Raw genomic sequence first — 26,295 nt, 5'->3', positions numbered from 1 at the left:
TGAGGTGACCTCCGATGATGAAAGAGACGACATTTACTGATTCCTATATCGCTCCATCCACCATCCCGATGAAGACCGCCTTCGTCAGGAGCGGCGTCGCCTTGGGCCCGGTGGGCTCGCCCTTCCAGGCACCCCTCCCCATCATGATGGAGGTCGAGGGGCTCCGGCTCCTCAGCCCCTCCCAGATCCGAGAGCTCCTATCGAGCAGAAGGAGCATCGATGAGGTCAAAATGCTGATCGAGGAGGAGGCGAACCCCTCCTTCGTATACTGGGGAGATCTTCAGCTGGGGATGGAGAAGTTCCAGCTCTCGGATCTCTCCTTCCGGACTCTGGACACCGAGACGGTCCTCAGGGCCGACCTCGCCGAGGTCCGGGGGGGTGGCATCTGGTCCCAGGCGGCGAAAGGGGCGGTAGCGGGAAGGATAGAGACGAGAGAGACCGGGGTGGGCGGATGGAAAGGCGTCGGGAGCCTCCTGATCAGAGAGGGGCCCAAGAGAGGTAGGTACCGCCTCCGACTGGAAGCCCCCCCCGAGGAGGGATCCCCTTGAAGACCTCCATAATCCCGGTCGTCCTGGCGATGGTCTTCTCAGTCGTCTCCACCGCCCTCTCATACCCCGCCGAAGATGTATCGATCCCGGCGGACCGGCCGAACCCCGGACCTGTGCCGCCGGAGGTCGGAGGGGACCGCCACCGCCCCGGCGCCGACGGCGAGGGCCGCCCCCCGGCCGGCCCCTTCCGGGCGGGGGGGGTAGCCCTGGAGAGGGGCGAGACCTACTTCCTCCATATATGGCTGATCGATACCAAACGGATCCCTCCGGCCCTGGCGAGGGAGATGCTGAGGGAGAATAGGAGCCTCGACGAGATCCGAGAGGAGATGGCGGGGTCTGGAGGCTTCAACGCCGCCCTGGGAGGGATGACCCTGGGCGACCGCCACTTCGTCCTGGTGAGGATCAACCAGACCCTCGACGGGAACTGCACCATCCTCGACGCCGACCTGGTCGATTATAGAGAGGGGCAGAGAGCGGGCGAGGACAGGACGGCGGGGCACATCACCGTCAGGACCTGCGATGTGGACGGGGTCCAGGTGGGGTGCGGAAACCTCACCCTCCACGCCGGAGGGGCGACGACCTACAGCCTGACCTTCCCCTCCGACCAGATGGGTCCGGGAAGAAACGGTGCCCCCGAGACGGCCGGAGGCGAACCATGCCCCTGGTAGAGGTGAAGGGCCTGGAGAAGAGGTACAGGGTCGGGGAGATGGAGGTTCCGGTCCTCCGGGGGATCGACCTTGAGATCGAGGAGGGGGATTTTGTGGCCCTGATGGGCCCCTCAGGCTGCGGAAAGAGCACCTTCATGAACATCCTGGGATGCCTCGACCGCCCCTCGGATGGGACGATCCTTCTGCAGGGCCGGGACCTGGGGAGGCTATCCGACCGAGATCTGGCCAGGATAAGAAGAGACGAGATCGGGTTCGTCTTCCAGAGGTTCCACCTCATCGGGAGGATCTCGAACCTCATGAACGTCGAGCTCCCCATGACCTTCAAAGAGCTGCCTAAGGAGGAGAGGAGAGATCGAGCAAAGGAGCTCCTGGAGGCGGTGGGGCTCGGAGGCCGCCTCGGCTTCAGCCCCACCAACCTCTCCGGCGGGGAAAGGCAGAGGGTGGCGATCGCCAGGGCTCTAGCCAACGATCCCTCCGTGATCCTCGCCGATGAACCGACGGGAAACCTCGATCAGAAGAGCAGAAGGGAGATCATCGAGATCATGAAGGGGCTCAATAGAGAAGGTCGGACGATTATCATGGTAACCCACGACGCAGAAACGACGGAGTCCTGCAGCCGCGTCATCTGGATGAGAGACGGCCGTATTCAGGAGGGCGCATCTTGAATTCGAATCATGGTCCTGCGCCCAACTGGGCTATGGCTCTGGCGGCTTCGATCCTGATCCTGGCTTTGGCCCTCACCCCCGGGACCCTCGCCTACACCTACGGCTATATGTACCGCCCCCCGGAGCCGACGATAGTGATCGAGTCCTCGGTATCGCCGGAGGTTCTGATGCCTGGGGACACCGGGATCGTCTCTATCGTCATCGAGAACTCCGCCGACCAGTACGTCGTCTCCTACCAGAGGGAGGACTTCTCGTTCACCGTGCCGATATACCGGGTGGAGCTGAAGGGGACTCGAGGCCTGGAGGTTCTCAGCGATCCCTATGTAGACGTCGGGACCATAGGCCCCGGCGACAGGATCGCCGTCTACTTCAACGTCAGGGCCGACGAAAAGACGACCGACGGGACATGCTTTTTGGATGCTCGCCTCGTCAGCGGATATGAGGAGGCACCCTCGGAGATGAACCGGAAGGTCCCGGTGAAGGTGGACTCCTCGGACGTGATGCTGATCCAGGCTGAGGCCCCCACCTCCTCGAGCGCGAGCCTCGACGTGGCAAACCCCAGGAAGAACGCCCTCAACGCGGTGACGATCGTCCCCGAGGCGGCGGGGGTGGAGTTCTCGCCAAAAGAGTACTACATCGGGACGATGGAGCCCGACGAGATCTTCACCATAGACTTCGACCTCAAGACGGCATCTCCAGCCGAGGAGATCGACCTCCGGTTCAGGGCCAGGTTCAAGAACGGGGACACCTGGCACGAGTCCGGGGTCTACACCACGACCCTCAGACCGGGAGCGGATGGTTCCAGCGGCGGGAGGAGACCGCCCGGGGAGGGGAGAGGAGGGATGACGACGGCCGCGGCGGCGGTCCTCCTCCCGACGGTGATAGGAGGCGCTTACTTCTGGCGGAGGAGGAGAAACCGACCTTTATCCCATCATAGGAGCTGAAATGGGCGGCAGGAGGTGAGGTTTCTTGAGGCCAGAGGATATGATGGAGTACGTCCTCCTGAGCTTCCGGGCCGACCGGAGGAGGGCTTTCATGTCAAGCCTGGGGATCATCATCGGCGTCATCTCGATCGTCGCCCTCCTCTCGGTGGGCCAGGGGCTCTACGGCGGCGTCAGCGAACAGTTCGGCGATATGGATATGGACCTCATCAGCGTGAGGCCGGGATCGGGGATGGGGATGGGGATGGGACCGGGCCCCGGGGGCAGGCCGGCCTCAACCCCGGGGGAGCCCGCCGAGTTCGACGATAGAGATGTCAAGATCATTGGGAACGTCCTGGGGGTCGATGCGGCATACCCCCTCAAAAACTCGAGGGCTCTCCTCTCCTTCCGGGGGGACAACGCCTCCGTCACCGTCGTTGGGATATCTCCCGCAAACCACGAAGATATGAGGGATTCATTGGCCCGGGGACGATTTCTGGCGGAGTCCGACTACAGGGCGGCGGTGGTCAGCCATGAGGTGGCTGAAGAACTCTTCAGGATGAAGATCTCTCCCGGAAACCAGATAAGGATCTATTCGGACGAAAAGAGCCGTTACATGGACCTGAAGGTGGTGGGGGTCCTGGAGGAGGACGAGGATCCATCCTACGCCTCCGGCGGCGGCATATACATCGCCCACCGGGCGATGAAAGAACTCCTGGACGCTGAAAATTACAACTACGACAGCATCATCGTGAGGGCCCGGGACTCCGCCGAGGTGGAGGAGGTGGCGGAGAAGGTCGATAAGGCCCTATCCAGGATTCACAGGAACGAGGCTTACAGCGTAGAGGCGCTATCGACGATGTTTGAGTCGGTGCTGGAGGTGTTGAATATGATAAAGTACGCCCTCGCTGGCATCGGCGGCGTATCTCTGATCGTTGGGGCGATCGGCATATCCAACGTCATGATGCTGACGGTGAAGGAGAGGACCTCCGAGATAGGGGTGATGAAGGCGATCGGCGCTACCGCCTGGGACGTCCGGGCCCTCTACCTCCTGGACGCGGGGATGCTCGGCCTTGCGAGCAGCATCGTGGGAATCATCCTCGGGGCCCTCGTCTCGAAGCTCGTGGGTGGGGTGGCGATGATACCCACGGAGGTGACGGTCCAGTCGGTGGCTCTCGGCCTCCTCTTCGGGGTGCTGATCACCACCGCCGCCGGGATATATCCAGCGAACAGGGCCGCGATCCTCGACCCCATCGAGGCCCTCCGGGGGAAGGGCTGATGGCGCCCCCTCCACCCAGAAGGACCCTGGCAGAAGGCTGGACCCCCGGCACCGCCCCGATAGCCCTCTGGCGAAAAATGCTGGCGCAGTTTACCTCCTCTCCCTCGCCAGGGGGCCGGGAACGGGGTGCCGGGCTTCGCCTGGTCGGCGGAGAGGAGGGCGGCCTTGACCCGATACCATGAAGACTTCCATATAAAAATTAAATGATGAATTCCGCCCCGGCCAGCCCCGAGAGCCCTCGGCGATCTCCCCTCCCGACTCAGCACATCCCTCCAGAGTTCGCCGGGGGCCGGGCACGCGGGTCCGGGAAGGCGGCGGTCCGGAGCTGCATTCAGCTTATATTCGGATCAGATCTATATCTCAAGGCCGCAGGAAGGCATCAGATCGGACCCCCTCCTCCGGGAGCCCGTCTTCGATAGGAGGCTACTACAATGATCCGCAACAAGATGTCCAAGTCTTTGATGGCCATGGCGATCGTCTCCATCCTCGCAGCCGCCGCCCCGATTTCGGCGGCGGAGGAGGTCGGAGAGGACCTGACCAACCTGAACCTGGTCGATGAACAACCGGTCGCCGGCAGCGAGATCGGGACGAACGCCACCCTGAACGAGACCATGAACTTAACCAACACCACCGGATTCTCCAACTTCACCAATGAGTCAATAGCCGTTGACGCCAACGAGACCGCGATCGGCACCCTCGGCAACGGATCCGGAGGGGCCGAGGTGGAGGCGATAGGGGTCGGCGCCGGGGCCCTCTTGCCCACGAACCTGGGATCCCTGGGAGGCGGCCGTGTGGCATCTGCCGCCGGGAACGCCACGGGGCTCAGCACCATAGATTCAGAGGCGACGCCCATCAGCACGACCAGTGCAACGGAGCCGATGGAGGCAGCGACCCTGGGTGGGGGCCTGAACGCCACCGGCGAGGTGGCCGCCGACCTCAGCACCGTCGGCTTGATCTCAGCTCCCGCCAGCACCTCCACCGCCTCGGAGCCGATGGACGTGAGGGTCCTGGGGAACGTCCTGGGGGCGCCGACGGGGGAGGACGTGAGGCCCCTCAGCACCCTCGGGAACGTTACGGCAACGGCAGCCAACGCGACGGAGGCGACCTTCGCCTCCCTCTCCAACGCTTCGGCTGAAGGGGGGAAGGCGACCACCGACGTCAGGGCCCTTATGGAGGCGCTGGGAATAGAGCTCTGAGGTCTCGAAATCGCCCTGAGAGCTATAGTCCCCCAAAGGCCGGGGGGGCTAAAGCCCCCCCTGCTCCGGGCGGCATCACTTTCGAAATTTAACAATGATCCAACTGGATCGTGCCGCCTAATCAGCCGGAATACTGATACCGAAAGTTATAATTCTATTAACTTCTTAAGATGGTCTTATGGAGAGAGGAGACGGACTGCTTCTTGAAGTTGTCGACTATAAAGACGCTCAACGTTGGCGCTGGGTGCTGAAGGACGCCTCAGGAAACTTCCTTATAGACCAGGAGGTGAACCTCGACCTTCAAGATCCTAACACCACGGCCATCTTGGACCTCCAGAGCCATCTGGACCGCCACTCCTCTCCTGACGATCGGATGGCTGAACAGAAGCGGCTTATTGACGAGTTGAGCCGCTGGATCGGCTCCAAGGTCTTCGGCGAGGTGGCAGAGAGTCTCTCCAAGTTACGAACCCCCGTCACTGTCCGGGTCGTCTTCCCGCCGGAGGCGAGGGCAGTAGCCCACCTACCCCTGGAGCTAGCTGAAGTTGGAGGTAAGCCCGCGGCGCTTCGAGACCTCAGCCTCGTCTTCGAGGTGAAGGGCTCAGAGCCTGTAGAGCACGAGGGGGTGGGGGAGAGGCTCCGGATGCTGGCGATCTACAGCCTCCCCACCGATGTCTCGGCCCTAGCCCTCCGGAGGGAACGCTACCAGCAGATGCGGCTGATCCGAAGCATCGCCCAGACCCACAACCTGGGGGTGGAGCTGAGGGTCCTCCAGTACGGCGTAACCCGCGATAACCTTCAAGAAGCGCTGGAGGAGGGGGAGGGTTGGGACCTGATCCACATCTCCGGCCACGGGAGGCAGGGGGCTATCGTCCTGGAGAACCCGGACGGGACGATGGACGAGGTCAGCTCCGAGGATCTGGCGGACCTGCTTAGCCTCGCCCGGGGCAGGCTGAAGTTCGTGACCCTCTCGTCCTGCCTCTCCGCCGCCGCCACGCTGGAGGAGACGCTGAACTGGCTGAAGATACCGGTTCCAGAGGAGGTAAAAAAGGCTACTTCCTGCTTTGAGGCGGACGGCGGCCCCATGCCAGCCCTCGCTCAAGAATTGGTGGACCGGCTGGACTGCGCCGTCCTAGCCATGCGGTATCCCGTCGGCGACGACTTCGCCATCAAGCTCGCATCCGAGCTTTACGAGCGGCTTTTTGGCAAGGGGCAGCCGCTTCCAAGGGCGCTGCAGCTCTCGCTGAGGGAGGCTCTGGAGGAGGAGCTGAGGTGGGGCTTCAACGCCGGATCGCCGCCCCTTAGCCTGGCGACCCCTGCTCTATTCGGCAGGGAGGCGGCGAAGCTTCAGATAAAGCCGCCCAAGATCCCCCGATCGGAGTTCACGATCCCCTCTCCCGGTCTCGCCTACTTCCCCGACGAGCCTGAGCGGTTCGTCGGGCGGAGCGGCCCCATGATCAGGGCGAGCTCGGCCCTGGCGGTCGAGAGCGATAAGAGGGGGGTCCTCTTCCACGGGATGGCCGGTGCTGGAAAGACCGCTTGCGCCCTGGAGCTGGCCTATCACCACAGCCGAAGCCCCAGGTTCCAGGGGTTCGTCTGGTACAAGGCCCCCGACCTGGGCAAGGAGATCGGCGGGGCGCTCCTGGATCTGGCGACGGAGATGGAGCGGCAGCTTCCCGGCTTCAAGATGGTCCACGCTGTCGGCGATGCCGACTCCTTCCGAGACTTCCTGCCGCAGCTGAGAGGGGTCCTTGAGAATAACAGCATCCTCGTCGTCCTGGACAACCTGGAGTCGCTTCTGACGAGCGACGGGAGTTGGCGGGACGAGCGGTGGGGGATCTTGGCTAAAACCCTCCTCGATCAAGACGGATTTTCCCGGACGATTTTCACGTCCCGGCGGCTCCCCAAAGACCTCGACCGCGACCTGGTGGCCGTCGAGCCGATATTCGCCCTCTCCCTGAACGAGTCGATCGTCCTCGCCCGGGAGATGGAGAACCTGGGGAGGCTTCTCTCGGGTAAGAGCGTCGTCAGCCTCGAGGAGGGGCGCAGCCTCGTCAGCAGGACGCTGGCCCTCGTCCAGGGCCACCCCAAGCTGATCGAGCTCGCGGATGCCCAGGCAAAGGATCCCGCCGCCCTGGAGAGGCACCTGGGGAGGGCGGCGGCGGCCTGGGGGGATGAGGGCCGCCTCTCCAGCTTCTTCGAGGAGGGCGAGTCTATGGAGGACGCCGAGAAGTTCCTGGAGGTTCTTAAAGGGTGGACTCAGGGGCTATCGGAGACGCTCTCCCCCCAAGCCAGGACCTTATTCCACCTCCTCTCGGCCCTGGAGGAGCCCGACCGGGATAGCAGAATCGTGGAGATGGTCTGGCCGAACCTTTGGACTGCCCTCGGGCGATCCGGCTCGCCTCCGGGGATCGATGATCTCCTGGGGGAGCTGAAAGCCCTCGTGGAGGTCCAGAGGCTGGGGGAGGCCGTCAGGTACTCCCTCCATCCCGGCGTCGCCGAGGCGGGCCTCGCGGAGCTGGAAGTGGGGTTCCGGAAGGCTGTGGACTCGGAGATGGCCGATCTCTGGGGCGCCGTCTTCAGCGCCGCGATCGAGGGCGAGAAGGAAGGCGCGGGTGGATGGGTCGTCCAGGCGGGGCTGAGGTCAGCGCCTTACCTGATGAGGCTCGGAAGGTGGGATGAGGCCTCCACCCTCCTGGACCAGGCGATCTATCGAGACAAGTCCTTGGGGACGGCGGCTGCAGTGCTGCCGATGCTCCGCCGGATCGCCGAAGCTACTGAGGGAACTGATCGAGAGCCGATCGACACCGCAGTCCTAGCCAAGGCGTTGCTTGCGGCGGGCCGGTGGCAGGAGGCGGAGGCGATGTTGAGGTCTCTGCTGATCAAATGCTCAGACGAAGGGAAGTTCTGGGAGGCTTCAGCGTTCTCTACTTATCTTATCCAGATCCTTCTAACGACCGGCAGGTTTGAGGAGGGTCTCCATATCGCCGAGGAGATGAAGGGTTATTCCCGCAAGGCGGGTCTTGGACCCTGGACCCAGCTGTCGGACGAGGCATCAAGGCTCCAGGCGCTGAATAAGCTCGGCCGATACGACGAGGTCCTGACGGCCGTGGAAGAGCTGAGGGGGAAGATGGAGGTCCTTACCGAAAAAAGAGCTGAGAATGAGTCAGTTGAGCCCTGGAACGTCATAGAGGGCATCCTCGATGCTGGCCGAGTTGCGGCTCTTGGCTCAGGAGATTTTCAGCTGGCCCTGGAGCTGAACGCAGAAGAACTGAAGGCAAAGGAAGTTCGCGGAGCGACGGATCTGAATCTGGCGAATGCCGCCTTCAACGATTACTTTCCTCTCCTCCGGCTGGAACGCTACGAAGAGGCAGGAAGCCTCCTCTGGAATTGCAAGGTGGTCTTTGAGAAGGAGAAGGATATCGAAATGATAGGAAAGGTCTTCTCCGCTCTCGCCGACCTGAAGGACGAGATGGGCCAGACCGACCAGGCGGCCAGGTTTGAGGAGGACGCTCTTCGGTACGAATATCTGACCGGCGATACCGAATCCGTATCAGTGAGCCACAACAATCTGGGCTATTACCACAGAAAAATGGGATCATCTAAATCTCTTGCCCATCACCTGGCCTCAGCGGTCATCCGTTTGCTCACCCGCTCCGGGATGCTGCCCTCAACCCTTCAAAACCTAACCCTCTCTCTCGGCACGTTCGGCGCCGAGGCGCTGCCAGCCAGCTTCGATCGGCTCTGCGAGACGGTGGAGGAGGTCGATGGGGTCAGGTTCAGGGGGCTCTTCCTCCGGCTGGCGGGGCCGGACGGCGACGGCGATGAGGTGATGCAGGCGATCATCGAGAAGGCGAGAGGTGAAAATTCGTGAATGAGGATTGGAAGAAGGGCTATAACGCCGAAAGTGAAAAGCGTCAGTACGCCGACGTCTATGGAACCCCGGATATTTATGGGGCCGCAGGTGGCAAGGCCAATAGCTATCGATGCTCCCACTGCGACAAAATAATCCGGACCAGGGATATAGAGTGGCGGGGGACGACGGCCCACTGCCCTAAATGCGGGACGGAGCTTGAGGTTCAGGGCAGATCGGACGGGACCAGATCTTCTCAGGGGTAAACGATGCTCGGAAACTTCCTGGATAAGGCATCGGGCCTTCTGGACCGAAACTTCCTCTTAGCCTACTGGTTTCCTGCCTTCATCTCCGCCTCGATCGCCGTCCTGATAGGAGCCTGGCCCCGGGGCTGGGGCTCCGCTCTGGAGCTCTGGCAGCTGGAGGGGATGGTCAAAGGGCAGGAGGGCGGGCTCTCGGCTCAGATCCTGATCCTCGTCGGAGCCCTGATCCTGATCACAGTCCTGGCCTATCTCCTCATGCCCCTCACCCGGCCAACGGTCCGCTTCTACGAGGGCTACTGGCCCCGGTGGCTGTACCGCCGGTTCGGCGACATGCCGAGGTGGGGCGAGAGGGCCATCTATGAGAGGATGACCAAGGATCTTGACCAGGCCGAAGTGAAGGGGGACCGGCCGAGGTTCAACGAGCTTCAGGCGGTCCTCTTCTACGGCTATCCTAAGAGAGAGCGGCTGATGCCCACCCGCCTCGGCAACGCCCTCCGAGCCGCTGAAGACTACTCCAAGGGCGCCTACGGCGACGGCATGGACACCGTCTTCTGGTGGCCGCGGCTCTGGCCCCTCCTCCCGGAGAAGGTCCAAGAAGAGGTCGAGGAGGCTCTCACCCCCATGGTCGCCTTGCTCAATTTCGCGTCCCTCGTCGCCATCGTCTCAATTGGAGGCTCCCTATATCTGGGCGGGCTGGGGTTTCTGAAAGAAGCCGTTCTGGTCTTTGCGGTAGGGGTGGTCCTGGCCTTTATATCGTATCGGGCGGCCGTCAGCCAGGCCCAGAGCTATGGGGAGAGGATCCGGTCGGCGGTGGACCTTTACCGGTTCGATCTCTTGAAATCCCTCCACCAGACTCTCCCCGAGACGCTGGACGATGAGATCGCCCTCTGGGTGAAGCTCATGCTCTGGCTCTACAACGGCGATCGGGGTTGTGTTGCGAAGATGAAGTACTATCACGATTCGGGGAGCGGATCTGGTGGCGAGGGGACGCCCTGATCCGACCTAGATCCGTGATGAGATACTTTGAACTTTTTTGCTGACGTGGCTGTAACTGCCTGTTCTTCCGATGAGCTAGAAAACCCTTTTATAGAAGGTCAAATAGTCTGCTCCCGAGAAGGAGGCATTATATGGCAGGATTAGGTGGACAGCCGATATTGATTCTCAGAGAAGGCGCTCGGCGAGAGCGGGGAAGAGAGGCGATGGCCAACAACATCATGGCGGCGAGGGCCGTGGCCAAGGCGGTCAGGTCCACCCTCGGCCCCCGGGGGATGGACAAGCTCCTCGTAGACACCATCGGAGACGTGACGATCACCAACGACGGGGTCACGATCCTCCGGGAGATGGAGGTGGAGCACCCCGCCGCCAAGATGCTGGTGGAGGCGGCGAAGGCCCAGAACGACGCCGTCGGCGACGGGACTACGACGGTGGCGATCCTCACCGGCGAGCTCCTCAAGAGGGCGGAGGAGCTGGTCGATCTCGGCGTCCATCCGACGATGATCGTCCAGGGGTACAGCATGGCCGCCGATAAGGCGATCGAGGTCCTGGAGGGGATGGCAAGGAAGGTCTCCGAGAAGGACAGGAACCTCTTGGAGAAGATCGCCCTCACCGCCATGACCGGGAAGCTCGCAGGAACCCCGGACGTCCAGATCTCCAAGGACGCCGTGGACATGGTCCTGGCGGTGACCGAGGTGACGGAGGAGGGGAAGAAGGTCGTCTCCCTCAAGAACGTCATCGTCGAGAAGAAGGCCGGAGAGAGCATGGACGACTCCCAGCTCTTCCACGGGATCATCATCGACAAGGAGAGGGTTCACCCCAACATGCCCAAGAAGGTCGAGAATGCGAGGATCGCGATCCTCGGAACCCCCATCGAGGCCCGGGACACCGAGACGAAGGCCGAGATCTCCATAACCTCCTCCGACCAGTTCAAGATCTTCGCAAACCAGGAGAAGGAGGCGATCAAGAAGGTGGTGGAGAAGGTGATAGCCACCGGCGCCAACGTCGTCTTCTGCCAGAAGGGGATCGACGACCTCGCCCAGAGCATCCTCGCAAAGGCGGGGATCATGGCCTTCCGGAGGATCAGAAAGACCGACCTGAAGAAGCTCGCCCGGGCCTCCGGCGGGAACATCGTCACCAACCTCGACGAGATGACCCCCGCAGACCTGGGCCGGGCGGAGCTGGTGGAGGAGAAGAAGGTGGGCGGAGCCCCCATGGCCTTCGTCACCGGCCTCGCCAGAGAGGGGACGGTCTCCCTCCTCCTCCGGGGCGGGACCCAGCAGGTCGTCGACAGCCTCGAAAGGGCCCTGGACGACGCCCTCCACGCCGTCGCCGCCGCCGTCGAGGACGGGACCCTCGTGGCAGGGGGCGGCGCCCCCGAGGTGGAGCTCTACCTCAAGCTCCGAGAGTACTCCTCGAACTTCAAGGGGAGAGAGCAGCTCGCCGTCGCCAAGTTCGCCGAAGCGGTGGCCGAGATCCCCAAGGCCCTGGCCGAGAACGCCGGCTTTGACGCCATAACCAAGCTGACGGAGATGAAGAGCAGCCACGAGGCGGGGATGAAGACCGGCGGCCTCAACACCTCCGACGGCAAGGTCGTGGACATGTGGGAGATGGGGGTCGTCGAGCCCCTCCGGGTTAAGACCCAGGCGATCAAGTCCGCCACCGACGCCGCAAACCTGATCCTCCGGATCGACGACGTCATCGCCTCCAAGAGGACGGAGCAGCCCCCCGCCGGTCCAGGTGCCGGGATGGGAGGCATGGGCGGGATGCCCGGCGGCATGGGGGGCATGGGAATGGGCATGCCCCCGGGGATGATGTGAAGGGGACGACCGGCGCCGAATCGATCGGTGGACCTCCCCTCTCGAGGCGGAGGAGGGATCAGAAGGCTGCGGATAAAACAGGAGGGTGAACGCGCCTCCAACCCCCTCCGCCTCCACCACCAAAAAGAGATCCGATGGACGGGATCCGAACCTGGCGCCTCCTCTTTCCCGTCCCGGGACCTATTTTTTCAGCTTTTAATAAGATCCTAAAAATGCCGGCCATTTTGATGAGGCCGAGGAAGAAGGATGGGGGTCGGATCCGGAAGGGCTCACTTGAACCCCAGGATCCCCTCGGAGGAGTAGGGCTTCCTGCCTCTCATGATCCCGTAACCCAGGAGCATGGCCAGGCCGGAGCAGAGGACCACGATCCCCAAGAGCAGGAGCTCGAAGGTGAGGAAGGCCTCGATCCCCGCATGCCTCGCCAGGTTTGGAGCGATGATGATGGCCGCCCCCGTCAGGGAGAGGAAGAGGCCAGAGGAGAGGCGCCTCTCGAGCCTCTCATCCAGAGACTCCTCTCCACCCCGATCCACCACCCCCCTCTCGAGGAGGTACATCTTCTTCTTGTGATCGAGATAATAAACGAAGGCCAGGAAGGGTATCCCTTCCATGATCAGCAGGAGGACGGGCCAATCTGTCACGGTTCATCACCTTCACCGGGCATTATCTAAATTCCCATAGTTAATCCTTTCGCACTGCAGTTTTAATCCGTAATAACGATATATCCAGAGGATATAAAGTTCGATTAATTGACGCGCCACCTTTGAAAGGATGAGATGTATCCTCCGAGCTGAAGCCACACCTCCCCATCTTCGGGGCGGCAGATATGAAGCCCGCCCGTCGGCTTAAATCCGGGCCGCCATCCGGATCCGCTCGGCAGAGAGAGGTCCCGCTGCGCTCCATCCTTCTCGCCACCCCAAAGACGGCCTTTTGCGAGCCGATAAATTACGCCCCATACATAATATTTAAAGATGATGTTTCCATAAAAGCTTTGAAGATCTGTCGCCGACCGGCTCGAAGAGGGTCCGGAGATGGGATGGGACGTCCCATATAATGGCCCCGGAGATTGATTTAGAATATGGACCAAAATCGAGGGCAATTGATTCTTCTGACCAAAGGGGTCGGCCCAATGCGGGGCCGACGGCGAGGAGTCGAAGAAGCCTCTTTCGGGATCTGTCAGGAAGGTTTATTTAGGAACAGATCCTCTAATAAGGGATTAGGTCTGAAGCAATTCCCCTTCGACCAGCCGCCGTCGTAAGCCGCTCATTTTTCCCGGATCGATGGCGAAAGAGGAGATGAAGGTGATGCCGTTCATGGAAGCTTCAAATCTCGAGGCCGGGATCGCCGAAGGGCGGTGGAGGAAGCTTCGAGATCACATCATATTGGTCACAGCCGCTGCCATCCTTCTCCTTCTGGCGATCCTCTGCATCCCCGAATGCCCTCCCCCCTGATGATCCCGCCTCCGGCTCCGGGCCGGCTCAGGGGAGGTCCCTGACCATGTATGGGCCCTGGAGCTGGTAGCCTTGCCTCCGGTAGTAAGGCCTCGCCCCGATACCGCTCGTTACCCGGAGGGATTCATAACCCCGGTAGGAGGAGATCTCCTCCGCCTCGGCGAGGAGGGTCGATCCTATGCCCCGGTGCTGCCAGCCGCCCCTCTTCCCCAGGGGGGTCATGGGGCCGTAGACGTGGAGCTCCCTGACGTGTGCCCCCTCCGAGAGCCGGAGGCGGAGGAAGCCCGCCAGGGTGCCGTCCTCCGCCTCAAAGGAGAGGAACCGCTCTTCGCCGCCGCAAGCCCGGTAGGAGAGGTCTCTGAGGGATACCTCCGCCTCCTCAGAGACCCCCCGGAGCCCCGCCTCCCGGCAGCGGATGCACCGGCAGGACCCCCCCCTCGATAGGAGCCGCGCCTTCGCCAGCTGGCGGAGGTTGCTCTTTTTGACCCCGGCGGCTATCGCGGGGGCGGGGATGTCCCTCTGGACCCGCTGGAGCCTGGTGTAGGGGGGGATCAGCTCCTTTATCCTCGATATCAGCTCTGCCGCCTCGCCGTCCCCCAGGGGCTCGTACTCGCCCCGGAGGTAGAGGTCGTAGAGCTCCGTCCCCTCCACCACCAGGGCGGGATAGATCTTGAGGTAGTCGGGCCGGAACTCCTCGCCATCGAATAGCTCACGAAAGGAGGCGAGGTCCCGCTGGGGGTCAGATCCGGGGAGGCCAGGCATCATGTGAAACCCCACCTTCAGCCCCGCCTCCCGGAGGGCCCGGTTCGCCTCGATCGTCTCCCGGACGGTGTGCCCCCGTCTCATCCTCAAGAGAAGTTCGTCGTCGGTGGACTGGACCCCCAGCTCCACCTTCGTCCCCCCGAGGTGGAGGATACTCCGGATGGAGGCGGGACCGCACCAGTCGGGCCTCGTCTCGAAGGTGGTCCCGACGTTTCTGACCCGGGAGGACTCGTTCTCGAGGGCCACCTCCTGGAAGCTCTTTCGGGCCTCCTGGAGGGAGGAGCCCCCGGGACCCGGGCCCCTCTGGGGATGATCGTTCATCGCCTCAAGACACCTTTTGACAAACCAGCTCGCATACCCCAGGGGGCGCGAGGTGATCGTCCCCCCCATGATGATCAGGTCCACCTTGTCCAGAGGGTGGCCGATCTCCGATAGCTGCCGGAGGCGCGCCCTCACCTGGAGGTAGGGGTCGTAGCCCTGTTGGATCGCCCTCATCGCCGCCGGCTCCCGACCGGTGTAGCTCTGAGGCGTTGGGCTCGATAGACCTATGCCGCCGGGGCAGGGGACGCAGACCCCGTGGGGGCAGGGGGCGGGAGAGGTCATCGCCGCCACCACCGCCACCCCCGATAGAGTTCTAGTCGGCTTTCTAACCAGGAGCTTTAGCCGGGCACGCTCACTCTCATCGGCCTCGGCGAGGATATCGGCGTTCTTCGGCAGGTCTGCGAGGCCGAACTTGCGGCCGGCCTTCCTCTTCCACTTATCGAGCTCCGCCTCGCTTCCGATCTCCCCGGCGAGGATGGCGTCGACGATCTCCCGGAGGCCCTCCGTCACACCTCGATCCGCTTTCAGCCCCCGATCCCTCTTCATCCCTCGATCCAGTGGACTGCCTCCGTCATATCCCGGCCCGGCGGCGGAGCCGGCCTCTCCGCTGGCCAGCCGACGGGGACGATCGCCGTGGGGACGAGGCGGCGGGGGAGGCTCAGGATCTCCCTCACCATCGACTCGTCGAAGGCGCCGGTCCAGCAGCTTGCTAGCCCCATATCGAAGGCGGCGAGGAGGAGGCAGGTCGTCGCCGAGGCGGCGTCCTGGATCGAGTAGAGCCCTCCCCGGTCGCCGTACCGCCTCCCCGACCGGGAGGGGTCGGCGCAGACGACGATGACGACAGGGGCGCTAGCCACCTGCTCCTGGCTGAAGGCGGCGGCGGCGAGGGCATGCTTCAGCTCGGGGCGGAGGACGACGTAGTACTCCCTCGCCCTCAGGTTTCCGGCGGAGGGGGCGGTCTCCGCCGCCTCGATGAGGGAGGCGATCAGATCCCGGCCGACGGGGCGGTCGGCGTACCTCCTGACGGACCTTCTGCCCGTCAGGGCATCTTTGAAGTTCATCGACGATGATCTCCCCTGGAGGATATTAAAATTTGTGATGGATCCGGGGGGAGCCGGAATGGCAAAGGATAAAAGCCTCAGAGGCCCCCACTGGAGGAAGGTGTTCTGATCCATGATCAATATCGCGATTCCAAAGGGGAGCCTCCAGAACCAGACCCTCCAGCTCTTCGCTCAGGCGGGGCTCGAGATCAAGAGGACGGAGCGGGAGTACAACGCCAGGATCGACGACCCCCGGGTGGGGAAGGTGAAGATCCTCCGGCCCCAGGAGATCCCCACCTACGTCGCCAAGGGGTACTTCGACCTGGGGATCAGCGGGACCGACTGGGTGGTGGAGTCGGGGGCCGTCGTGGTCACGGTGGCGGAGCTCGACTACGGCAAGCAGGGACCCGGAAAAGTTAAAGTCGTCGTCGCCGTCCCCGAGGCCCAGAGGGCCGCAAGCGCAAAAGATATCCTCCCGGGGTCCAGGATCTCGACGGAGTATCCGAACCTCACCAGGAAGTTCTTCGCCGACCTCGGCATTCCCGTGGAGGTGGAAAACTCCTTCGGGGCGACGGAGGCGAAGGTCCCGGAGCTCGCCGACGCCGTCGTCGACCTGACGGAGACCGGCTCGACCCTGGTCAAAAACGGCCTCAAGATCGTCGACGTCATCCTGGAGTCGACCTCGGAGCTGATCGCCAACAAGAATAGCTGGGCCGATCCCGAGAAGAGGGAGGAGATAGAGGCTATCGAGACGATGCTCTTCGCCGTCACCAGGGCGAGGGGGAAGGTCTTGATCGCCCTGAACGTCCCCGAGGACCGGATCGAGGAGGTGATCGCCCTTCTTCCCAGCATGAAGCGGCCGACGGTCTCGAAGCTCTACAACTCCGGGTTCTACGCCGTCCAGTCCGTCGTCGACCGGTCAGGGATAAACCTTCTCATCCCCCTCCTCAAGAAGGCGGGGGCCGAGGATATCATCGAGGTCGCCATATCAAAGATCGTGCCCTGAAATCTCGCCGGGGCGATTGGATCAGCAAGATAGGAGAGAGGAAAGCGAAGAGGAAAGCGAGGTCGAAGTTGGCGGGCGTGAAGGGATTCGAACCCTTGATCTACAGCTTAGGAGGCTGCCGCCTTGTCCTGGCTAGGCTACACGCCCACGACGGCTTTCTGGAGGGGGAAACTGGTATATCAAGGTTTCCGGCCGCTTAGGGTGAATTCTGGGCCGCGGTTGTAGGCGGTTCAAACGATTGCCCTTAAAACCGGTCGTAAGGATCAATGTTCGTCGAAGTCTCAGCCAATCGAACCCAAAGTAGAGATTTTCAATGACCTGCACCCACAACACCTCCTCGGGGAACAACCTTTTTCGTATGACCTTGATCAGAAGTTATTAAAGAAGCATCCTGGATTAGGCCTTTCTTCACGTCATATCCTTTAGCACGAAGCTGGTATATCTTAAGAAAGAGCCAGACAGTAGTGTAATCGGAGATGGTTTCGGTCGTCCCAAGGAAAACTCGAAATGAAATTCCATCTGCAACCTGAAGCTCCAACTGAGGGACTGAAAGACCATAGAGCCGCAGGAGAGTCATAGCATTATCATCATAATAATTTCAATATTAGGTCTACTCCATCGAAGGGTGTTGTTTTTGTACAGACCATCAGCTACAGGCAAAAGCCAATCCAGTTAACAATTTTGGATATAGCTGATAGCTTATTACTACGCGTTAGAACGTTTTCAAAGTATTCCTGCAATATAGAGAAATCTATACGGGTCCTTCATACCATGTATTATGGATTTTTATAGTATATACTTTACCATTATTTTAGTTTTTAGAAATCATCTATATTTAATTTTTTATAGATAATCTCTTTTGTATAAACGAAAATGATTTATACATCTCATGTCTTAAGGAATCTGGAGGTCAGAGACGCCGTCGTTCGTCAGCATGAAGCAATGCGGATGCAACACGTTAGGGAGATGATATAAAAATGTCGATCTGGTTGTGTGGAACCCTCATATACAGTGTCACTGCCTCAAGTAACCTTAAGCGTAATTTTATTAATTTAGCTTGTCTAATATATGTAATATTTTTTGCATTTTTGATCCCATCCCTCGGGGAGTGCTTAGATTTCGAAAACGAAAATATGGGTTTCGGATGGATAGATTGCATCACAGAAGGGCCCTGCAATGATGATTGCGGATGGGTGATAAATTCCACGGGACATAATAGCAGTTGGTCTTTAAGGTCAGGTGAAGTAGAAGGATTCAATTCAACGATAATATGCAGGAGGGTGGAAGTCGAGGAAGGTCCCGTTAACGTGAGCTTCTGGTGGAAGCTGTCTGAAGATGGTGGAAGCATCTTCTTTTATATTGATGGTAATTATATAGGCGCCCTGCGAGAGAATGATCAAAATAGCCGTGAGTGGGATTACTATATCACCGATCAAAACAATAGGATTCCCAACGGTTCCCATATCGTATCCTGGAAGTTCCAAGGTACAAAGAGCGGATACAGGTCTCAAGCTGGCTGGATAGACGACCTGGAGATAGGACCATGTGAGGGATTCCCGAAAGTAAAGCTGGTTTCGCCCGATGACCAAGCCGTATATTATCTGTGGGATCGGGTTGGATTTGATTATTCTCCTGATGATGTCAACAGGATCGAATACTGCGACCTCTTCATCGCTAACGAAGAAAAAGACCGCAACGAAATCCCCTCCAGCGGGAGGAATTATACCCTTTACCATACATTCAACAACACAGGCGATTTCGTGTGGAAGATAGTCTGCTGCAACAACGTATCGAAATGTACTCCGGCTCGTGAAAGGCGGATAACCATCAAGGACCCCCAACCAAAAGTGAGGCTGGAAGATCCGCATGACGGCAGCATCGGCCACGAGGGAGAGGTGATGGCGCTCAATTTCATTCCCACAGATAACAATCTAAGAAATTGTACATTATTTATAAATGAAAGCCGCACCGATAATGTGAAAATCAATCCGGAAAATGGATCCGTGAACACCTTTGAATATCAGTTCAATGATACGGGAATCTACACCTGGTCGGTGGAGTGCTGCGACGAAGAAGGGCAATGCAATCCGTCCCAGGAGGTCTGGAGCGTCGAGATTCTGAAGAACCAGCCTCCAACTGTCGTCTTGATATCACCAGACGATGGTGATAATTCCAGCTATGTCAATAAGGCGGTCCATTTCGTTTACCGGCCATCCGACGATAAGAAGATCGAATACTGTGCCCTCCTCATCGACGAAAACGACACCGGATTGAAGAGCGAAAGCCCTGTGATCGGAGTCGAAGACACCACCTTCAACTGGACTTTCAATACCAGCGGCCTTCACACATGGAAGGTCATCTGCTACGATAACGAGTCTGCGTCCAACGTGGGCCCTGAAAATGCGATAATCATTCAAAGGGATAATCCCCCGTTGGTGACGATCTTATATCCCCAGGACGGTGATCTTTGTTTTGTGAATCAGACGATAGAGTTCGTCTACATCCCCGCCGATGACCGCCGCCTGGATCGATGCGTCTTTTATATAAATGGTTCTGAGGAAGATCGGGACGGATCTCCCATCAACGGATCAGAGAGTTTATTGAGAGCTGAGGTACCACAGCCAGGCAAATATGCCTGGAATATAACCTGCTGGGATGACGGCGATAATTCAAACTTCTCAGAGGGTTCTATATCGGTCGAGAGGCCAAAGAATATCTGCGTATATGAGCCCGGATACAGCCAGTGCGAGGCCGAAGGGTATGAAGTCAACCGCACCAAGATAGGTGATGCGATCAGAGATGTCTCGCCCGGAGGAAAAATTACGGTGATGGCGGGAAATTATACCGAGAACCTGGTGATAGATAAGCCTCTTATTCTAATGGGAGATGGAGGAGAAAAACCGAAGATCTATTCAGAAGAAAAATATATAGTTAAAATAATCTCTAATAATGTTACAATAGACGGATTTTATGTCACAGGAACCTCCAACGACGGCCCTGCCGATCATCCCAGTGGTATTTATGCGAGTGGATCAGAAAATAATTATTTAGATAATATTATAATATATAATAATGATATATCCGCAAGAACTAGGTATGGGATACTGATATTGGGAGTGAATTACCCAATCATAATCAATAATAATATAAGTGATTTTACAAACAATGGTGACCATAGCCATAGTAGCGCGGGCATATATTTATGTAATTGTGCTGGAAATGGTCATATATATGATAATTATATTCGATGTGTTGATGGCACAAGCTCATGCGGCATTGCGCAACGTAATTCTTTGATTACTTGTGAAAGTGGATCTGCACTTGATTATTGTAATACAATAATTAGATGTAGCTCTCGTCTATGTTAGGTGAATGTTATGATGAGGTATTTAATTGTACTATTATTTATCATTCTCCATTTAGTAAGTCCCGCTATATGTAATAGTGATTGGGGGATTATCGAGCTGGGGCCAACTAAAGGAAGTAAAGGCAGACCTCCTATCGACTTAACAATAAGTATTTCATTGAACGATAACAAAACCGATTTTAAGAGAGGGGAGATTATATCTGTAACTTATGAGGTAGTAGGGGATAAAAAATACGGAGTAGATGTCCTAAATGGAGTAATAAGAGTACCTCGTGAGTTAGAGGATATAAGATTAACAAGTGGGAGATTCGTCTATGATGATGTAACCAGAGAAATAAGATTTAATAATTATCTTAGAAAGAATAAGAGTGAAATCTGCAGTTATGATGCCAAGATATCCATTATTTCGGAGCCAGGAGAACTCGATTTGGAGAAAAGTACAATAGGAGAATGGCGATGGGATTTTAGAGGAGAGCTTTTTATAAACGGCAAGACGAAAATTATAATAAATAATAATATTCCAGAAATTAAAAAAGCTACATTGATGTTACCCGAATCGGATGCAGGATCCTTTATGCCGTGTAATAATATGCTTATTTATAAAAATATAGGCAGTCCCCTGATCCTCTATTATGATGTCAATGCATCAGATGTTGAGAACGAACCTCTTTACTGCTACTGGTCGATAAAACAAGTCAGTGATCAAAAAATTGAAAATCACACAGCAAATAACGGAGCAATCGGCATAATACCTATAAAAAAATCATTGTCTGATAACATTTCAGAGCTAATTTTATTAGATGTGAATCCTGGAATAAAATATTATTTTAATTTATTAGTTAACGATTCGAGAGACGAGACGCAAGAAATTAATGTATTCATAAAGTATGACAATAAGTTATATGATAGCATCTATATACCAAAGGCCGATCCGATAATTCCGATATATGTTTATTTCTTTGTAGTCTTCTTCGTTCTTTTGCCTATAGGCTATTTTAGAGAAAACATATATAAATATTATAATATTATGAATAGAATTCTGAATAGAATTCTGAATAGAATTCTGAGCAAGAAAGCCTTTAATTACGCCGATAAAGTTATTATACTACTCATTTTAATATTAATTACATTGATATATATATATTTGAATGTTTACCTCCCCGAAATGCCAACTATCCAGGAATCGTACAAAATTGTAGTATTTTTGAAGTCCCTGAGCCTCTTCCAAATTTACATATACCTCATGGTCTTTGTCACTGTTGTATATTTCACGGAAGTTAATTTCGGAAAGGAGGAGATTTCGAGAAGGCTTGTAACGGTTACAAAATTATGGTTTATTAACTCGGTCCTGATGCTCGCTCTTCTCCTATCCCTCGATGCTGTAATCCTGCGGGCCAACGAGCTCGACTCTCAGGATTGGCTGATGAACTACTACGGAGAGCTGGGAGAGATATTCGCCACTATTCTCGCTATTATCGCCGCATTTTATACGGCGATACCCATGAATTTCATAAGCTCCAGGAGGAGCGGGACCAGTCAAGAGGAAAAGAAATACCAGTATTTGCACACCAAGATGCTCCGATCCTTCCTCACCCTTTACAGTGTCATAGTAGTCCTCTCCATCTGGGGGTTCTCGGTGGGACTGACGGCGAAGTTTCCACCTTTGGTGGATCTGACCCTAGAAAATCTATTCAATCTGATATCCATCGGGGTCTTCGAGACGACGTTGCTTCTGGTGCCTCCTGCCATGATATGCCTATTGGAGCTTCTCCGATCGATGCTTTTAAGCGGAAATGTCAAGCTCACGAGCAAACCCTCTGGCGCCAAGATCTGGATAAACGGAAAATTCACTTACCAAATGACTCCCATCAAGTTGATTCTGCCCAAAGGCATCCATAGAATTTCCCTCAGGAAAGAGGGGTATCAAGAGTGCGAGGTGAAGGGGATAGGAGAAGGGGGGAAAGTCTGCGTCTATGCCGGAACTGAGCAGGAATACGAGTGTGAATTGATAAAGAAGAATGGATATTCTGTAGAAGATTGATGGCGGCCGTCATCTCCACTAGCTCGCTGTGACGATCCGCGTTTCATCCCCCTCTCTCCGACCCCCCCTCACCTCCTCGCCCCGCTCCTTCTGACGACGAGATCCCTCCCCGCCCCATCCCGGAAGGCCTACCGGCGGCAGGTGGGGCATAGGTTCATCCAGGAAGGATCGGAGCTCCTCGCCGGGACCGCATCGGGGAGAAGCTCGCCGATGTACGCCATATCCTTCTCTGTGGCGAAGGGGATCCGGCACCTGCAGTAGGGGACCATCTCGAAGGTTAGGGTGAAGCTCTCCACTCTTGGGATGTCGTCGGCCAGGGTGACGGATATGGCCTTGTTGGGGCAGACTTCCGCCAGGGATTTGACGTTCTCTGACTCGAAATCATCTAAGGCCCTGGGGAAAAGTATAGTCCGCTTAGATCCTCTCCCCCGCCATCTCACCATCCTTTCGCCGAAGTCGTGGGAGGGCCCCCAAGACCCGCGCCCTCCTATATCCTCACCTGCCCCCTCTCATAAAGATCCCGCGCCACCTGCGCGAGCCCCGCGCCCTTCACCTCCTCGCCGTAGGAGGGCAGGAGCGCGATCTGCTTATTCGCGAACTTGGTTTTGATCTCCTCGATGTATCCTTTCTGCGAGGCGACCCGCCGGCTGCAGTAGTCACAACCGCAGGGGGCCATCACGTGGTTTACGATGATGGAGTCGACGGTGACCCCGTGGGCCTCGACGGTCTTTATAAGCCGCTCGCTCTCCAGGACCGCCGCCTTCTCTGGGATCATGACGACGGATATGGTGGTGATCTCGGGGTCGATGAGGGCGTTTCTCATCGTCTCGGCTTTTGTTCTGAGGCGGCGGACCTCCTTGACGACGGAGTCGCCGAAGCCCGGCTCCAGCATGTTGAAGATCCCCGTCCACCGCGACTTCATCCCCAAAAGGCGGGTGACGACCCCGGTCGTCACCTCGGGGAGCTTCAGGAGCGGGAGGACGAGGGCGGTGGGGGCGGAGTCGATGACGACGACCTCGTAATCTCCTTCCATGTAAACGTCGTAGAGCCGGTCCATGAAGATCAGCTCCCCGACGCCGGGGAGGACCCCGAAGTCCGCAGGCCGGACCTCAAACTGAAACATCTCGAATAACGCCCGGAAGAGGCTCCTGTAGGCGGCGTAGAACTTCTCCGCCTCGGCGGCGAGGTCCGGCTCGACGGCGTAGAGGTTCTCGGCTATGGGGGTGGGCTGATCTCCGATATCCGCCTCCAGGATGTCGGATAGGGAGTGGGCGGGGTCCATGGAGAAGGCGAGGGTCTTTTTGCCCTGCTCGGAGGCCCAGAGCCCCGTCGCCGCCGAGCAGACGCTCTTTCCGACGCCCCCCTTCCCGGCCATGTAGACGAGTCGCATGAACTTTTTTCATCCCGGGCGAGGATTTACCCCTTTTGCTCTCCTTTTGCTCTTCTTCGACGGTGCGGGGCCGATAGGTCCGAAGTTTTAATATGCCATTGGTCCTTTCAGCCCCTCCAGAGACGAATTGAGGAACGGGGCATGACGAGAAATATCAAGGTCGAGAAGCTGAGCCAGCAGCCAGTCGAAGAGCAGATGATCGAGCTTGTGGAGAGGAAGGGGATCGGCCACCCCGACAGCATCGCCGACGGCCTGGCGGAGTCGATCAGCCGCGCCCTCTGCCACGAGTACAAGAGTCGGGTCGGCGCGGTCCTCCACCACAACACCGACGAGACCCAGGTCGTCGCCGGCAGGTCCTGCCCCGCCTTCGGCGGCGGCGAGATCATCCAGCCGATATACGTCCTCCTCTCCGGGAGGGCTACGCGGTTCTTCGAAGAGCAGGAGATCCCCGTCGACGTCATCGCGAGGAGGACGGCGAAGGAGTACATAAGAAGCGTCCTCTGCAACATCGACGTCAGCGACCACGTCATCCTCGACTGCAGGATCGGGACCGGCTCCTCCGACCTCCAGGACGTCTTCAAGAGGAAGGTCCCCGGCGCCAACGACACCTCCTTCGGCGTCGGATACGCCCCCTTCTCCGAGACGGAGACCGTCGTCTACAACACCGAGCGGTTCCTCATGGACCTGAAGAAGAGGATCCCGGCCATCGGCGAGGACGTCAAGGTGATGGCCATGAGGTCCGGAGACATCATAAACATCACCGTCGCCTGCGCCATGGTCGGAAGGCACCTCGACGACCTCGCCGACTACATGGAGACCAAAGAGGTGATCGTCCGGGAGATCGAGGAGAACGTCTGCTCCTGTGCACAAAGGAAGGTCAAGGTCCAGCTGAACGTCGCCGACGACCCCGAGTCCGGATCCGTCTACCTCACCGTCTCGGGGACCTCCGCGGAGATGGGGGACGACGGCTCCGTCGGCCGGGGCAACCGGGCCAACGGCCTCATCACCCTCAACCGCCCCATGAGCATGGAGGCGACGAGCGGGAAAAACCCCATCAGGCACGTCGGGAAGATCTACAACCTCCTCTCCACCCAGATCGCCAATAAAATTGTATCCGAGGTGGACGAGGTCGGCGAGGTCTACGTCCGGATCCTCTCCCAGATAGGTAAGCCCATCGACGAGCCCCACATGCTCAGCATCCAGACCACGGTGAAGGAGGGGGCCAACTACTCCCAAGTCCAGGCCGAGGCGGAACAGATCGCAAACCAGTGGCTCGACGACATCCTGGTGATCCAGGAGAAGCTGATGAAGGGGGAGCTGAAGACTTTCTGAGGAGAGGTCTTCATAAAAACCCGTCAGAAGCCGAAGAGGAACTTCTGGAGGTCGTCCCCGCCAGGGCGGGGAAGACGACCGACTAGTTGAGGACGCAGGCCCGGAGGCCGAGGCTTCCAGATATCTCCGGCAGGAGGAGATTGATCCCCATGAGGGCTAGGTTCAGCAGGAGGGAGAGAGGGCGAGCCTCGATACCGCGTCCGTCCCTGTCCCGCCTGACCCTTTGTCGAAAGACTGATCCGTGCCGCCTTCGCTCATCCTGGAGATGCTCGAGCTTCCTCTAAAACAGATCGGCTCGAAGAAGTTCTATGGAAATATTCGACCTCAAATCTGGTCGTTCTTTTTCAGATTGTATCACCAGCTTTATAGCGATGAAATTCCACAATTATGATCCAAGTCCTATGCGAAGGAGAGATATCATTGACCCGAGGTAAATCTTTCGGATTTATATTGCTGGCCTTGTTGTTTTTTTTACTCGCATCCTCGACCGTCCAAGCATCAGACCTGCAGAGCCCCCTGACCGAGGAGGAGTGGCAGCTGGCCCGCCTGGTGAACGAGTACCGGGAGGAGAGCGGCCTTGGGGCCGTCCTGGTCACAAACTCGCTGACCAAAGTCGCCCGAGCCCACGTCGCAGACCTGAACGCCCACCATCCCGATACTGCCACCTATGGAACGGGCGAATGCAACCGCCACAGCTGGTCTAGCTTCGGCGACTGGACGGCGGTCTGCTACACCGGAAGCGCCCAGGCATCGGCGATGTGGAACAAGCCCCGGGAGATCACCGAGAGCTACACCGGCAACGGCTACGAGGTCGCATACTGGAGCGGTCAGGGGGCGACGCCCTCGTCCGCCATGGGCGAGTGGAAGAATAGCGCCGCCCACAGCGACACCATCCTCCAGCAAGGCATCTTCGCCGGGACGGTCTGGCAGGCGATGGGGGTGGCCATCGACGGCGACTACGCCGTGATCTGGTTCGGCACAGACACAGACCCCGCGGGCCCCGTCCCCGTCACCGACACCTCGGAGGCCGAGGCGGCATACGCCGGCCTGACCCTCGCGGCCAGGAAGGGGGAGTACGCGCCGGGCGAGACCGTCGAGTTCGTCCTGAGAAAAGTGACCCCTGGAAGCGCGAGCCTCGTAGGGGCTTACTACGAGATCGAGAAGGATGTGGACGGCGAGTGGAGATCCTACTACAGGACAAGCCCCGATAATTGGCGGTTCAAGACGCCGGTCATCGAGTTCGGCGGCGTGGCGAAGGCGATCCAGTGGGACCAGCGCCAGAGGGGCGATCCCGATAACGTCGCCTCCCGGGGCGGGTACAGGATGAAGTTTTTTGCGCCCGAGGCCTTCGACGGCTTCTTGACCGCGGAGTTTGCGATCGTTTAG

General features: G+C 58.3%; 22 protein-coding genes and 1 tRNA gene. 16 read left to right on the top strand and 7 right to left on the bottom strand.

Annotated features, from left to right (window positions below):
- Window positions 1-68 precede the first annotated feature (68 nt).
- From MHAR_RS04585 to thsB, 10 genes are all read left to right on the top strand, one after another.
- On the top strand, window positions 69-548 hold the full coding sequence (locus tag MHAR_RS04585; protein ID WP_143763283.1) for a hypothetical protein: 480 nt from the start codon (window positions 69-71) through the stop codon (window positions 546-548).
- The gene (locus tag MHAR_RS04580; RefSeq protein ID WP_014586441.1) at window positions 545-1,216 is read left to right on the top strand and encodes a hypothetical protein; all 672 of its coding nucleotides are present in this window, start codon (window positions 545-547) and stop codon (window positions 1,214-1,216) included. Before MHAR_RS04585 ends, MHAR_RS04580 begins: the two co-directional genes overlap by 4 nt.
- Window positions 1,204-1,881: an ABC transporter ATP-binding protein gene (locus tag MHAR_RS04575; protein ID WP_014586440.1), complete on the top strand. Its 678-nt coding sequence runs from the start codon at window positions 1,204-1,206 to the stop codon at window positions 1,879-1,881. Before MHAR_RS04580 ends, MHAR_RS04575 begins: the two co-directional genes overlap by 13 nt.
- A complete protein-coding gene (locus MHAR_RS04570) occupies window positions 1,878-2,825 on the top strand; it encodes a COG1361 S-layer family protein (RefSeq protein ID WP_014586439.1) in 948 nt (315 codons plus the stop codon). Before MHAR_RS04575 ends, MHAR_RS04570 begins: the two co-directional genes overlap by 4 nt.
- A gap of 25 nt (window positions 2,826-2,850) precedes the next feature.
- On the top strand, window positions 2,851-4,080 hold the full coding sequence (locus MHAR_RS04565; protein ID WP_014586438.1) for an ABC transporter permease: 1,230 nt from the start codon (window positions 2,851-2,853) through the stop codon (window positions 4,078-4,080).
- Between the two features lie 431 nt (window positions 4,081-4,511).
- Window positions 4,512-5,276: a hypothetical protein gene (locus MHAR_RS04560; protein ID WP_014586437.1), complete on the top strand. Its 765-nt coding sequence runs from the start codon at window positions 4,512-4,514 to the stop codon at window positions 5,274-5,276.
- Between the two features lie 178 nt (window positions 5,277-5,454).
- Window positions 5,455-9,147 carry a CHAT domain-containing protein gene (locus MHAR_RS04555; protein ID WP_081472272.1) on the top strand — a complete coding sequence of 1,231 codons (3,693 nt, stop codon included), beginning with the start codon at window positions 5,455-5,457 and terminating at the stop codon, window positions 9,145-9,147.
- Complete coding sequence (locus MHAR_RS04550) at window positions 9,144-9,392, top strand: hypothetical protein (protein ID WP_048144365.1); 249 nt, start codon at window positions 9,144-9,146, stop codon at window positions 9,390-9,392. Before MHAR_RS04555 ends, MHAR_RS04550 begins: the two co-directional genes overlap by 4 nt.
- Window positions 9,393-9,395: 3 nt before the next feature.
- The gene (locus tag MHAR_RS04545) at window positions 9,396-10,385 is read left to right on the top strand and encodes a hypothetical protein (RefSeq protein ID WP_014586435.1); all 990 of its coding nucleotides are present in this window, start codon (window positions 9,396-9,398) and stop codon (window positions 10,383-10,385) included.
- A gap of 131 nt (window positions 10,386-10,516) precedes the next feature.
- A complete protein-coding gene (gene thsB, locus MHAR_RS04540; RefSeq protein ID WP_014586434.1) occupies window positions 10,517-12,202 on the top strand; it encodes a thermosome subunit beta in 1,686 nt (561 codons plus the stop codon).
- A 269-nt stretch (window positions 12,203-12,471) separates the two neighbouring features.
- Here the strand turns inward: thsB and MHAR_RS04535 are convergent, their stop codons facing one another.
- The gene (locus tag MHAR_RS04535; RefSeq protein ID WP_014586433.1) at window positions 12,472-12,840 is read right to left on the bottom strand and encodes a hypothetical protein; all 369 of its coding nucleotides are present in this window, start codon (window positions 12,838-12,840) and stop codon (window positions 12,472-12,474) included.
- Between the two features lie 672 nt (window positions 12,841-13,512).
- Between MHAR_RS04535 and MHAR_RS13650 the strand changes: the two genes are divergently transcribed.
- Window positions 13,513-13,650, top strand: coding sequence for a hypothetical protein (locus MHAR_RS13650; RefSeq protein ID WP_187287852.1), 138 nt, complete (start codon window positions 13,513-13,515; stop codon window positions 13,648-13,650).
- Between the two features lie 27 nt (window positions 13,651-13,677).
- On the opposite strand, the gene MHAR_RS04530 is transcribed toward MHAR_RS13650, so the two are convergent.
- Both MHAR_RS04530 and MHAR_RS04525 read right to left on the bottom strand, forming a co-directional pair.
- Complete coding sequence (locus MHAR_RS04530) at window positions 13,678-15,279, bottom strand: tRNA uridine(34) 5-carboxymethylaminomethyl modification radical SAM/GNAT enzyme Elp3 (RefSeq protein WP_014586432.1); 1,602 nt, start codon at window positions 15,277-15,279, stop codon at window positions 13,678-13,680.
- Window positions 15,276-15,794, bottom strand: coding sequence for a nitroreductase family protein (locus tag MHAR_RS04525; RefSeq protein ID WP_048144834.1), 519 nt, complete (start codon window positions 15,792-15,794; stop codon window positions 15,276-15,278). Before MHAR_RS04525 ends, MHAR_RS04530 begins: the two co-directional genes overlap by 4 nt.
- 112 nt (window positions 15,795-15,906) lie before the next feature.
- Here MHAR_RS04525 and hisG point away from each other — a divergent pair, with 112 nt between their 5' ends.
- Window positions 15,907-16,779 (top strand): ATP phosphoribosyltransferase, encoded by an 873-nt coding sequence (hisG, locus tag MHAR_RS04520; protein WP_014586430.1) that lies wholly within the window; start codon window positions 15,907-15,909, stop codon window positions 16,777-16,779.
- Window positions 16,780-16,848: 69 nt separating this feature from the next.
- On the opposite strand, the gene MHAR_RS04515 is transcribed toward hisG, so the two are convergent.
- Window positions 16,849-16,926: transfer RNA gene (locus MHAR_RS04515), tRNA-Arg, on the bottom strand.
- 163 nt (window positions 16,927-17,089) lie between these two features.
- Window positions 17,090-17,356, bottom strand: a complete 267-nt coding sequence (locus tag MHAR_RS12850) for a transposase (protein WP_081472271.1) — start codon at window positions 17,354-17,356, stop codon at window positions 17,090-17,092.
- A gap of 400 nt (window positions 17,357-17,756) precedes the next feature.
- On the opposite strand from MHAR_RS12850, the gene MHAR_RS13275 reads away from it, so the two are divergent.
- Complete coding sequence (locus MHAR_RS13275; protein WP_014586429.1) at window positions 17,757-20,147, top strand: hypothetical protein; 2,391 nt, start codon at window positions 17,757-17,759, stop codon at window positions 20,145-20,147.
- Between the two features lie 9 nt (window positions 20,148-20,156).
- The gene (locus tag MHAR_RS12845; protein WP_081472270.1) at window positions 20,157-22,187 is read left to right on the top strand and encodes a PEGA domain-containing protein; all 2,031 of its coding nucleotides are present in this window, start codon (window positions 20,157-20,159) and stop codon (window positions 22,185-22,187) included.
- A gap of 128 nt (window positions 22,188-22,315) precedes the next feature.
- On the opposite strand, the gene MHAR_RS04495 is transcribed toward MHAR_RS12845, so the two are convergent.
- Complete coding sequence (locus MHAR_RS04495) at window positions 22,316-22,630, bottom strand: hypothetical protein (RefSeq protein WP_014586427.1); 315 nt, start codon at window positions 22,628-22,630, stop codon at window positions 22,316-22,318.
- Between the two features lie 44 nt (window positions 22,631-22,674).
- Window positions 22,675-23,577 (bottom strand): ArsA family ATPase, encoded by a 903-nt coding sequence (locus MHAR_RS04490; protein ID WP_014586426.1) that lies wholly within the window; start codon window positions 23,575-23,577, stop codon window positions 22,675-22,677.
- A gap of 141 nt (window positions 23,578-23,718) precedes the next feature.
- Between MHAR_RS04490 and MHAR_RS04485 the strand changes: the two genes are divergently transcribed.
- Together MHAR_RS04485 and MHAR_RS12410 are read left to right on the top strand one after the other, a co-directional pair.
- A complete protein-coding gene (locus MHAR_RS04485; protein ID WP_014586425.1) occupies window positions 23,719-24,909 on the top strand; it encodes a methionine adenosyltransferase in 1,191 nt (396 codons plus the stop codon).
- Window positions 24,910-25,371: 462 nt separating this feature from the next.
- Complete coding sequence (locus MHAR_RS12410; RefSeq protein WP_052300983.1) at window positions 25,372-26,295, top strand: CAP domain-containing protein; 924 nt, start codon at window positions 25,372-25,374, stop codon at window positions 26,293-26,295.

The sequence above is a fragment of the Methanothrix harundinacea 6Ac genome (assembly GCF_000235565.1).
GTDB lineage: Archaea > Halobacteriota > Methanosarcinia > Methanotrichales > Methanotrichaceae > Methanocrinis > Methanocrinis harundinaceus.
The sequence above is the reverse complement of the archived record's forward strand: the minus strand, read 5'-3'. Positions and strand labels throughout refer to the sequence as shown.

Bases quoted from the DNA above. Each gene is read 5' to 3' on its own strand.
- MHAR_RS04585 (WP_143763283.1), top strand. From the start codon at position 69: ATGAAGACCGCCTTCGTCAGGAGCGGCGTCGCCTTGGGCCCGGTGGGC.
- MHAR_RS04575 (WP_014586440.1), top strand. From the start codon at position 1,204: ATGCCCCTGGTAGAGGTGAAGGGCCTGGAGAAGAGGTACAGGGTCGGG.
- MHAR_RS04560 (WP_014586437.1), top strand. From the start codon at position 4,512: ATGATCCGCAACAAGATGTCCAAGTCTTTGATGGCCATGGCGATCGTC.
- MHAR_RS04555 (WP_081472272.1), top strand. From the start codon at position 5,455: ATGGAGAGAGGAGACGGACTGCTTCTTGAAGTTGTCGACTATAAAGAC.
- MHAR_RS04545 (WP_014586435.1), top strand. From the start codon at position 9,396: ATGCTCGGAAACTTCCTGGATAAGGCATCGGGCCTTCTGGACCGAAAC.
- thsB (WP_014586434.1), top strand. From the start codon at position 10,517: ATGGCAGGATTAGGTGGACAGCCGATATTGATTCTCAGAGAAGGCGCT.
- MHAR_RS13650 (WP_187287852.1), top strand. From the start codon at position 13,513: ATGGAAGCTTCAAATCTCGAGGCCGGGATCGCCGAAGGGCGGTGGAGG.
- MHAR_RS04530 (WP_014586432.1), bottom strand. From the start codon at position 15,279: ATGAAGAGGGATCGGGGGCTGAAAGCGGATCGAGGTGTGACGGAGGGC.
- MHAR_RS04525 (WP_048144834.1), bottom strand. From the start codon at position 15,794: ATGAACTTCAAAGATGCCCTGACGGGCAGAAGGTCCGTCAGGAGGTAC.
- hisG (WP_014586430.1), top strand. From the start codon at position 15,907: ATGATCAATATCGCGATTCCAAAGGGGAGCCTCCAGAACCAGACCCTC.
- MHAR_RS12850 (WP_081472271.1), bottom strand. From the start codon at position 17,356: ATGACTCTCCTGCGGCTCTATGGTCTTTCAGTCCCTCAGTTGGAGCTT.
- MHAR_RS13275 (WP_014586429.1), top strand. From the start codon at position 17,757: ATGTCGATCTGGTTGTGTGGAACCCTCATATACAGTGTCACTGCCTCA.
- MHAR_RS12845 (WP_081472270.1), top strand. From the start codon at position 20,157: ATGATGAGGTATTTAATTGTACTATTATTTATCATTCTCCATTTAGTA.
- MHAR_RS04495 (WP_014586427.1), bottom strand. From the start codon at position 22,630: ATGGTGAGATGGCGGGGGAGAGGATCTAAGCGGACTATACTTTTCCCC.
- MHAR_RS04490 (WP_014586426.1), bottom strand. From the start codon at position 23,577: ATGCGACTCGTCTACATGGCCGGGAAGGGGGGCGTCGGAAAGAGCGTC.
- MHAR_RS04485 (WP_014586425.1), top strand. From the start codon at position 23,719: ATGACGAGAAATATCAAGGTCGAGAAGCTGAGCCAGCAGCCAGTCGAA.